Source organism: Pseudorhodoplanes sp. (assembly GCF_035565795.1).
In the GTDB taxonomy this organism is placed as follows: Bacteria; Pseudomonadota; Alphaproteobacteria; order Rhizobiales; family Xanthobacteraceae; genus Pseudorhodoplanes.
This window is the reverse complement of the sequence record NZ_DATMRV010000082.1, coordinates 1-7,753: the sequence shown is the minus strand read 5'-3', so window position 1 is coordinate 7,753 and position 7,753 is coordinate 1. Positions and strand designations below refer to the sequence as shown.

Annotated in this window: 6 protein-coding genes; 4 read left to right on the top strand and 2 right to left on the bottom strand. The window is 63.8% G+C overall.

Annotation, left to right across the window (positions count from 1 at the left end; genetic code table 11):
- On the top strand, positions 1 to 1,561 hold a 1,561-nt coding region (locus tag VNZ93_RS08240), incomplete at its 5' end, for a porin (protein WP_325702749.1).
- 393 nt (positions 1,562 to 1,954) lie between these two features.
- Positions 1,955 to 2,695 carry a superoxide dismutase gene (locus VNZ93_RS08235; RefSeq protein ID WP_325702746.1) on the top strand — a complete coding sequence of 247 codons (741 nt, stop codon included), beginning with the start codon at positions 1,955 to 1,957 and terminating at the stop codon, positions 2,693 to 2,695.
- Positions 2,696 to 2,767: 72 nt separating this feature from the next.
- Here the strand turns inward: VNZ93_RS08235 and smpB are convergent, their stop codons facing one another.
- Positions 2,768 to 3,241 carry an SsrA-binding protein SmpB gene (smpB, locus tag VNZ93_RS08230; RefSeq protein ID WP_325702743.1) on the bottom strand — a complete coding sequence of 158 codons (474 nt, stop codon included), beginning with the start codon at positions 3,239 to 3,241 and terminating at the stop codon, positions 2,768 to 2,770.
- A gap of 17 nt (positions 3,242 to 3,258) precedes the next feature.
- Positions 3,259 to 4,149, bottom strand: a complete 891-nt coding sequence (dapA, locus tag VNZ93_RS08225; protein WP_325702740.1) for a 4-hydroxy-tetrahydrodipicolinate synthase — start codon at positions 4,147 to 4,149, stop codon at positions 3,259 to 3,261.
- A 271-nt stretch (positions 4,150 to 4,420) separates the two neighbouring features.
- Here dapA and VNZ93_RS08220 point away from each other — a divergent pair, with 271 nt between their 5' ends.
- Both VNZ93_RS08220 and VNZ93_RS08215 read left to right on the top strand, forming a co-directional pair.
- Positions 4,421 to 6,763 carry a lytic transglycosylase domain-containing protein gene (locus tag VNZ93_RS08220; RefSeq protein ID WP_325702737.1) on the top strand — a complete coding sequence of 781 codons (2,343 nt, stop codon included), beginning with the start codon at positions 4,421 to 4,423 and terminating at the stop codon, positions 6,761 to 6,763.
- Positions 6,764 to 6,804: 41 nt separating this feature from the next.
- Positions 6,805 to 7,710 carry an alpha/beta hydrolase gene (locus VNZ93_RS08215; protein WP_325702734.1) on the top strand — a complete coding sequence of 302 codons (906 nt, stop codon included), beginning with the start codon at positions 6,805 to 6,807 and terminating at the stop codon, positions 7,708 to 7,710.
- Positions 7,711 to 7,753: the final 43 nt, after the last annotated feature.

Below are 7,753 nucleotides of genomic sequence, written 5' to 3'. Positions count from 1 at the left end.
GTTCAACATGAAGATGGTGAAAAGCCTTCTCCTCGGCTCCGCAGCCGGTTTGATCGCGGTAGCAGGAGCACAGGCGGCTGATCTGCCCGTAAAGGCCAAAGCGGTTGAATACGTGAAGATCTGTAGCCTGTACGGCGTCGGCTACTATTATATCCCAGGCACCGATACCTGCATCAAGATCGGCGGCTATGTCCGTTGGGAAGGGTATCACAACGCCCCGACCGGCAATTATCCCAACCACACCACAGCCGGTTCGTTCGATCGCGGCACCAACACGTTCGCGATGCAGGCCCGCTTCCGTCTGACCACGGACGTGCGCACCCAGACCGAATACGGCACCCTGCGCTCGTACTTCGCCTTCGGCGTCAACACGCTGAACGGCAATACCGGCGCTGATGCGACGGCGCCTGCCCTGGCGATGGAGCGTGCGTTCATCCAGTTCGCTGGCTTCACGATCGGCCGCTCGGATACGTTCTTCGCTTTCTATAACGGCGCCGCCTACGGCCTCGTGCCGCTCCGGTTCGACGGCTCGACCGGCCCCGGCGGTCTGAACGTATTCGCCTACACCTGGCAGTTCGGCAACGGCCTGTCAGCCAGCATCTCGCTGGAAGATGGGATCCAGATGGGCGCGCCGGTCATCGACCTCAATACGTCGGTCTCGGCGATTCCGCCTTTGGGAGCCCCCGGGGGTGGTCTTCCTGCGGCTTTAGGTTTTGGGACACAAACGGGTGACGACAGGATTGGTTCGTTTGTACCGAACATCGTCGCTAACCTGCGCGTCGACCAGGCTTGGGGTTCGGCCCAGATCATGGGTGCCTTGCACGAGGTAGGCGGCCGCTATAATCGAGGCATCCCAGGTGGCTGCACTCCCTCCAACTTTACAGGCTGTCCCCATCCGGACAATGAGTGGGGTTGGGCAGTCGGTGGCGGCCTGACCCTGAAGATGCCTTGGGATGCCAAGGACACCCTGTCGGGCGTCATCGCGTATTCTGAAGGTGCCGGTGCTTATGTCGCCTCCCTGCAGAACAACAACTTCATTCACAAGCAGGGCATAGCGATCGGTCAGTTCACGGACGGCGTGTTCGCAAGGCCGGGTCACATCCCCGGCTACGATGGGAGTGTTGAGCTAACCAAGACTTGGGGCGGCACGATTGCGTTCGAGCATTACTGGACGCCGAGCCTGCGTACCGCGTGGGTCGCCGGCTACATGAGCGTGGAGTACAGCGACACCGCCAAGGCAATCATGGCCGCTGCTCACCAGCAGGTACCTGCTGCCTTTGGTGCCTGCGGCGGTGCATTGTTCGGCGCAGCTACGCTGACAAATGTCACCAACTGTAACCCGGACTGGTCGTCGTATCGCCTGGCGTCCCGGACCATGTGGAACCCGGTGGCGAACCTCGATGTCGGCCTCGAAGTGGCTTACACCAAGGTCAACACAGCCTATGCCGGTGCGGCAATTCTCCAATTCCCGGTCCAAAACGTTGCCACCGGCACCTATAACATCGAGGACCAGAGCTTCTGGACCGCTACCGTCCGCGTGCAGCGCAGCTTCTGGCCGTGATCTGACGATCATTGCCTGATCTGAAAGGGACCCCCGGCCGAAAGGCCGGGGGTTCTGCTTTTTGGGGCCTGCATCGCGACGAACGGGTGCTGGGCAAGCGTGCGGGAAAAGGGCCACTGCCGCAAATGAGCCGCCGCCCGCATCATGCTCTCCGGCCCGGTAAGAAGTCCTCGCGGGCGTCCCTGATAGTCCGAGCGCCCTGATAGTCCGCGCAGTCTTATTTTGCGGCGTAGCTCCTGCCGCGTTCGACGTCACTTCCCTGTGACCTCCGCCGAAACGCCGACGAAACCTTATAAGCTCGCGGCCGTCATCATGGATCGGACGCGCCAACGCACCGTCCAGCATCGCATGTCAGTCCGGCACGGAACGGCGCCATGCCCAAGGGAGAGCACGATGAATCGACGAGAAAGCCTCAAGCTCCTTGCCGGCGCTGCGGGAGCCGTCGCGACCGGCGGGCTGATCGGCCGCCCGGCGCTGGCCCAGACCGCGCCCGCCCAGCCGTCCGGCCCCTACAAGCTACCGCCGCTTGGCTATGCCTACGAGGCGCTTGAACCGAATATCGACGCGCAGACCATGACCATCCACCACCAGCGTCATCACGGCGCCTATGTGAACGCCCTCAACGGTCTCGTCGGTAAGTATCCGGAACTTGCCAACGCGAGCGTCGTTTCGGCCCCGGAGACGCTGCTGAGCGATCTGGCGAAGGTGCCGCTCGACGTCCGCACGCCGGTCCGGAACAATCTTGGCGGCCACTGGAATCACACGTTCTTCTGGGAGCTGATGACTCCCGGCGGGGCGAAAGAGCCGGCAGGCGATCTCAAGGCCGCGATCGAGCGCGACTTCAAGTCCGGCAACGAGATGATGGACAAGCTGAATGCCGCCGGCCTCGGCCGTTTCGGGTCGGGCTGGGCGTGGCTGGTCGTCACCAAGGACAAGAAGCTGGACGTGGTCAACACGCCCTATCAGGACACGCCGCACATGGAACTGGCCGCGAAGCCCGTCGTCGGCGTCGATGTGTGGGAGCACGCCTATTATCTGAAGTACCAGAACCGCCGCGGCGACTATCTCAAGGCCTGGTGGAACACCGTGAACTGGGACAAGGCTTCGGAGAACTACAAGAAGGCAATGGCCTGATCGTTCGGCCGCTGACCGTTAGCGGTAACACGCGTCGTCCTCGACCCGCGACAGCGTTAAGCGCGCCGCGGGTCAGCCTTTGGCGCGCATCAGACGGCCGCGCTCGCGGTCCCAGCTTCGCTTTTTCAGGGTGTCGCGCTTGTCGTGCAGCTTCTTGCCGCGCGCGAGCGCGATCTCGACTTTGGCGCGTCCCTGCGCATTGAAATAGATCTTCAGCGGGACCACCGTGAAGCCCTGACGCTCCACCGCGCCGATCAGCTTGTTGATCTGGCGCTTGTGCAGCAGCAGCTTTCGCGGCCGCTTGGGCGAGTGATTGTCCCGGCCGGCCTGCAGATATTCAGGAATGGTGGCGTTGATCAGCCAGATCTCGCCGTCGCGCGAATCCGCATACGATTCCGCAATCGTCGCCTTGCCTGCGCGCAACGATTTGACCTCGCTGCCGGTCAGTGCAACCCCGGCCTCGAACGTTTCGCCGACCTCGTAATTGAAACGCGCCTTACGGTTGTCAGCGACCACCTTGAGCGGGCGCTCTTTCGCCACGGCCATTCGGATGCTTGCGCCGGCTAGTTCAACAATCCGGCATGGACCATCGCGCTGCGGATCGCGGCTTTCGTGCCCGCGGTAACGGGCAACAGCGGCAGACGCACCTCTTCATTGCCGCGGCCAAGCAACGACAAACCGCACTTCGCGCCGGCAAGGCCGGGCTCCATGAAGATCGCGTGATGCAACGGCACAAGACGGTCCTGCACTTTCAGACCCGCCTCGTAGTCGCCTCCGAGCGTCGTGTCCTGCAGCTGCTTACAAAGCGCCGGCGCAACGTTGGACACCACCGAGATACAGCCGTGCCCGCCGGCGGCATTGAACGCGAGCGCCGTCATGTCCTCGCCCGACAGCTGGATGAATTCGTCTCCCATCGCCTGGCGCTGCAACGACACGCGCGCGAGATTGCCCGTGGCATCCTTCACGCCCGCGATGTTCTTCAGCTCGAACAGGCGCTTCATCGTATCGACCGACATGTCCACCACAGAACGCGGCGGGATGTTGTAGATGATGATCGGAATCCCGATGGCATCGTTCACGGCCTTGAAGTGGTGAACCATGCCTTCCTGGGTCGGCTTGTTGTAATAGGGCGTGACCACCAGCACCGCGTCGGCTCCGGCCTTCTCGGCGTGTTTGGCGAGTGCGACCGCTTCCGAGGTCGCGTTGGATCCGGCCCCCGCGATCACCGGGACGCGCCCCCTGGCCTGATCGATGCACCACTCCACGACCTTGTGATGCTCCGGATGCGACAGCGTCGGGCTCTCTCCGGTCGTCCCGCAAGGGACAAGCCCGTCGGTGCCCTCGGCGATCTGCCACTCCACAAGGTCGCGAAAGGCCTTTTCGTCGAGCTGCCCGTCGCGGAAGGGCGTCACCAGCGCGGTGAAGGAGCCCCGGAATTTTCCGTTTGCTGTCATGTCTCGATCCCGGACCACTAACCTTCGGGCGCAAATAATGGAATTCTCTCGCCGCGGAAGCCCGATAGCGGCGACAGGCCGATCAATAGCGGGTCACCTGCCGGCTTGAAAGCGAATGTTCTTGAAGAACGCCATTGGCGGGCGTGATGCCGTGCCGCGGTCTCGCCGCTTTCCGATGGCAGTGACGCAAGACCGAAGGTAAACGGTTCCTCAGTATTTTCAATGCAATAGCAATGAAGAACCACCCGATTCGGACATCGAGGGCTTCGATTTGACACGCAAAGGCTCGTTCACGGCCGCCATGGCCGGGTTTGCAGCATTGTTGGCTGCTGCCGCCGTGGTTCAGGCGGCGCCGAAGCCGAAGGCCGACAACACGGCGGCGACATCAAAAGGTCAGTCCGGCAGCGACAAGAAAGCCAGCGCGAAAAAGGACACCGAGAAGAAGGCGGCTGCAAAGAAGGCTGACGCCAAGAAAGGGACGGACGCCAGGAAGACCGCTTCCAAGGCGCCGGTTCCGCTGCCGAAGCGCCGCCCCGCCGAAAGTGCGACCGCCGCGGGCGCCTTCCCGACCCCGATCGGTACCGCGCCGATCCTGCCAGCGACCCTCAACTCACCGGACTCCTCGACGGCCTCGACCATCGTTCCGCAACGGCAGGCGGCATTGACCCCGCCGTCGGTTCACGTGCCGGCAACGCTGGTGCCGTCTGCGCCCATTTCGGCCGACACCCTCGCCGCGGTGAAGAAGGCGGTTGAGCTGACGCGGCGTGGCCGAAACAGCGAAGCCACAGCCGTTGCAGGCACCGTAACGGATCCGGTCGCTGCGAAACTGATCGATTGGCTCGTGCTGCGGGCCGAGAACGACGATTTCGACTTCCAGCGCTATGCCGGCTTCGCCACCGAAAATCCCGGCTGGCCGAACATCAATCAGTTCCGCCGCAAAGCCGAGGCCGCGCTCTTCCAGAACGGCGTGAATGACGCAGTGATCCGGCGCTATTTCGCGACCACCAAGCCGCTCACGGCGAAGGGACGGCTCGCCTATGCCCGCGCATTGCTGGCGCAGGGCGATCGCGCGCAGGCGCAGCAGCTCGTCCGCGAGACGTGGCGAACCGATGCGTTGGGCGCCGACCTCGAGCGACAGACGCTCGATGCCTTCGGCTCGCTTCTGAGCGGCGGCGACCACAAGGCACGGATGGATCGCCGGTTGTATGCGGAGGATTCCGATGCGGCGCTGCGGGCAGCGCAGCGACTGGGGCCCTCACAGGTCGCGATCGTCAAGGCGTATGCGGCGGTCGATGACAAGTCCTCGAAGGCCAAGGCCCTTCTTGATGCTGTGCCCCCGGATGTGCGTGGCGACCCGGCCTATCTGCTCGCACGCGCGCGCCACTTGAGACGAACCGACCAGATCGATGAAGCGGCGAAAGTGATGCTGGCGGCGTCCAGCGCTTCGCATGCGGTCCACGATCCCGACGAATGGTGGGAAGAACGTCGTTTGCTTGCACGCAAACTGCTCGATGCCGGCGAGGCCCGCACGGCATTCCGAATCGCACGTGACGCGGCAACGCCGGAAAAGGAAGGCGGGCGGGTCGAACACTTGTTTACAGCGGGCTGGATTGCGCTCCGCTTCCTGCACGATCCGGCGACCGCAAAGCCGTTGTTTGCCGGGGCCATCAGGGTCGCCGAACATCCGGCCTCGCAGTCTCGCGGTCACTATTGGTATGCGCGCGCCTGCGAAGCGCTCGGTCAGACCAGTGAGGCCCGCACCCATTACGAGCGCGCCGCGCGCTTCTCCAGCACGTATTACGGACAGATCGCGCATGCACGGCTTGGCGGCTCTGAGTTGCGCCTCCCGCCGCCGCCGGCGGGACATCCGCAGGGGCATCGGCTCGAGATCGTACGGGCGATGGAAATGCTCTACGCGATCGACGAGCGTGACCTTGTCGCTTCGGCGGCGGCCGACATGGCTGACCGCGCCGTCGATCCGGCCGGCCTCGCTGCGCTCGGCGCGCTTGCAGAACGGAAGGCTGATGCGCGCACACTCGTGCTTCTCGGCCGCACGGCGGTGAACCGTGGCCTGCCGTTCGAATATTACGCCTATCCGACCGCCGGACTGCCGAAATTCAGCCCGATCGGTCCGCCGGTCGAGCCGCATGTGGCGTACGCCATCGCGCGGCAGGAAAGCGGCTTCAACCCGCGTGCACGCTCCGGCGCCAATGCGCAGGGACTGATGCAGGTGCTTCCGGGGACTGCGAAGCTGGTCGCCAAGCGCAACGGCATCGCGTTCGATCCGAAGAAGCTGTACGACCCGGTCTACAACGTGCAGATCGGCGCTGCGGAGCTGGGACATGCGATCGAGAACTATCGCGGGTCCTACATCCTGACCTTCGTTGCCTATAACGCAGGTCCCGGCCGTGTCCGCGAATGGATCGAACGCTTCGGCGACCCACGCGATCCCAAGATCGATCCGATCGACTGGGTCGAGCGCATTCCGTTCTCGGAGACGCGGAATTACGTGCAACGCGTGATGGAGAACATGCAGGTCTACCGGGTGCGATTCGGCGCGTCACCGAAGCTGATGATCGAGGCCGACCTCCGGAGGGGGATGGCGGCGAACTGAGACCGGCTTGCCGCGCGCGGGACGGATCGTACACTGCCCGCATGCCAGGCCGCGGTTCAGTCGATGTCCAAAGCCGCTTCTTCGCGGCTCCGGACGGTCTCTCGCTCCATGTGCGCTGCTATGAGCCGGAAGGTGCGTTGCGCCTCCCGGTGCTCTGCCTGCCCGGCCTGACCCGCAACGAAGCCGATTTCGAGCCGCTGGCGCGGTATCTCTCGGCCGATAGCGACCGTCCCCGCCGTGTGTACGCGCTCGATTCCAGGGGCCGTGGGCGTTCGGCCTACGATCCGGACTGGCGCAACTACAATCCCGCGATCGAACTCGCAGACGTCGTGGCCGTGGCCGCCGCGCTTGATCTGGGACGCGCCATCTTTGTCGGGACGTCGCGCGGCGGCATTCTCACCATGCTGATGGCTGCCGTTAAGCCCTCGATGATCGCGGGGGCGGTTCTCAACGACATCGGTCCGGTGATCGAACCCGCCGGCCTGATGCGCATCAAGGGCTATGCCGGCCGGATGCAGCGCCCTAACGATCTCCAGCACGGTGCGGCAATGCTGCGGGACCTGTTCGGCACGCAATTTCCCAATCTGACCGAATCGGATTGGCTGGCCTGGGCTACTCGGAACTGGCGCGAGGACCGCGACGGTCTCCTCCCACGTTACGACCAGGCACTGGCGGAAACGCTGAAGGATCTGAGGCCAGATCAACCGATGCCGGACCTCTGGCCGCAGTTCGAGGCACTGCCGCAGGTTCCGCTGATGGTGGTGCGCGGCATGCTGTCGGACATCCTGTCGGCGGACACGCTGCGCGCGATGCAGGGACGAAGGGCAGATCTGCAGGTTGTCGAGGTGAGTGATCAAGGACACGCGCCCCTGCTCGCCGAGCCCGTGATCATGGAGCAGATCGCGGAGTTCATGCAGCGCTGTGACGACCGCGCTTCGCAGGGCTGACCGCGCGCTTTCGCAGATTGCAGACCCAATAAACAAAACCCCC

Coding starts and splice junctions, on each gene's coding strand:
- VNZ93_RS08235 (WP_325702746.1), top strand. CDS start 1,955: ATGAATCGACGAGAAAGCCTCAAGCTCCTTGCCGGCGCTGCGGGAGCC.
- smpB (WP_325702743.1), bottom strand. CDS start 3,241: ATGGCCGTGGCGAAAGAGCGCCCGCTCAAGGTGGTCGCTGACAACCGT.
- dapA (WP_325702740.1), bottom strand. CDS start 4,149: ATGACAGCAAACGGAAAATTCCGGGGCTCCTTCACCGCGCTGGTGACG.
- VNZ93_RS08215 (WP_325702734.1), top strand. CDS start 6,805: ATGCCAGGCCGCGGTTCAGTCGATGTCCAAAGCCGCTTCTTCGCGGCT.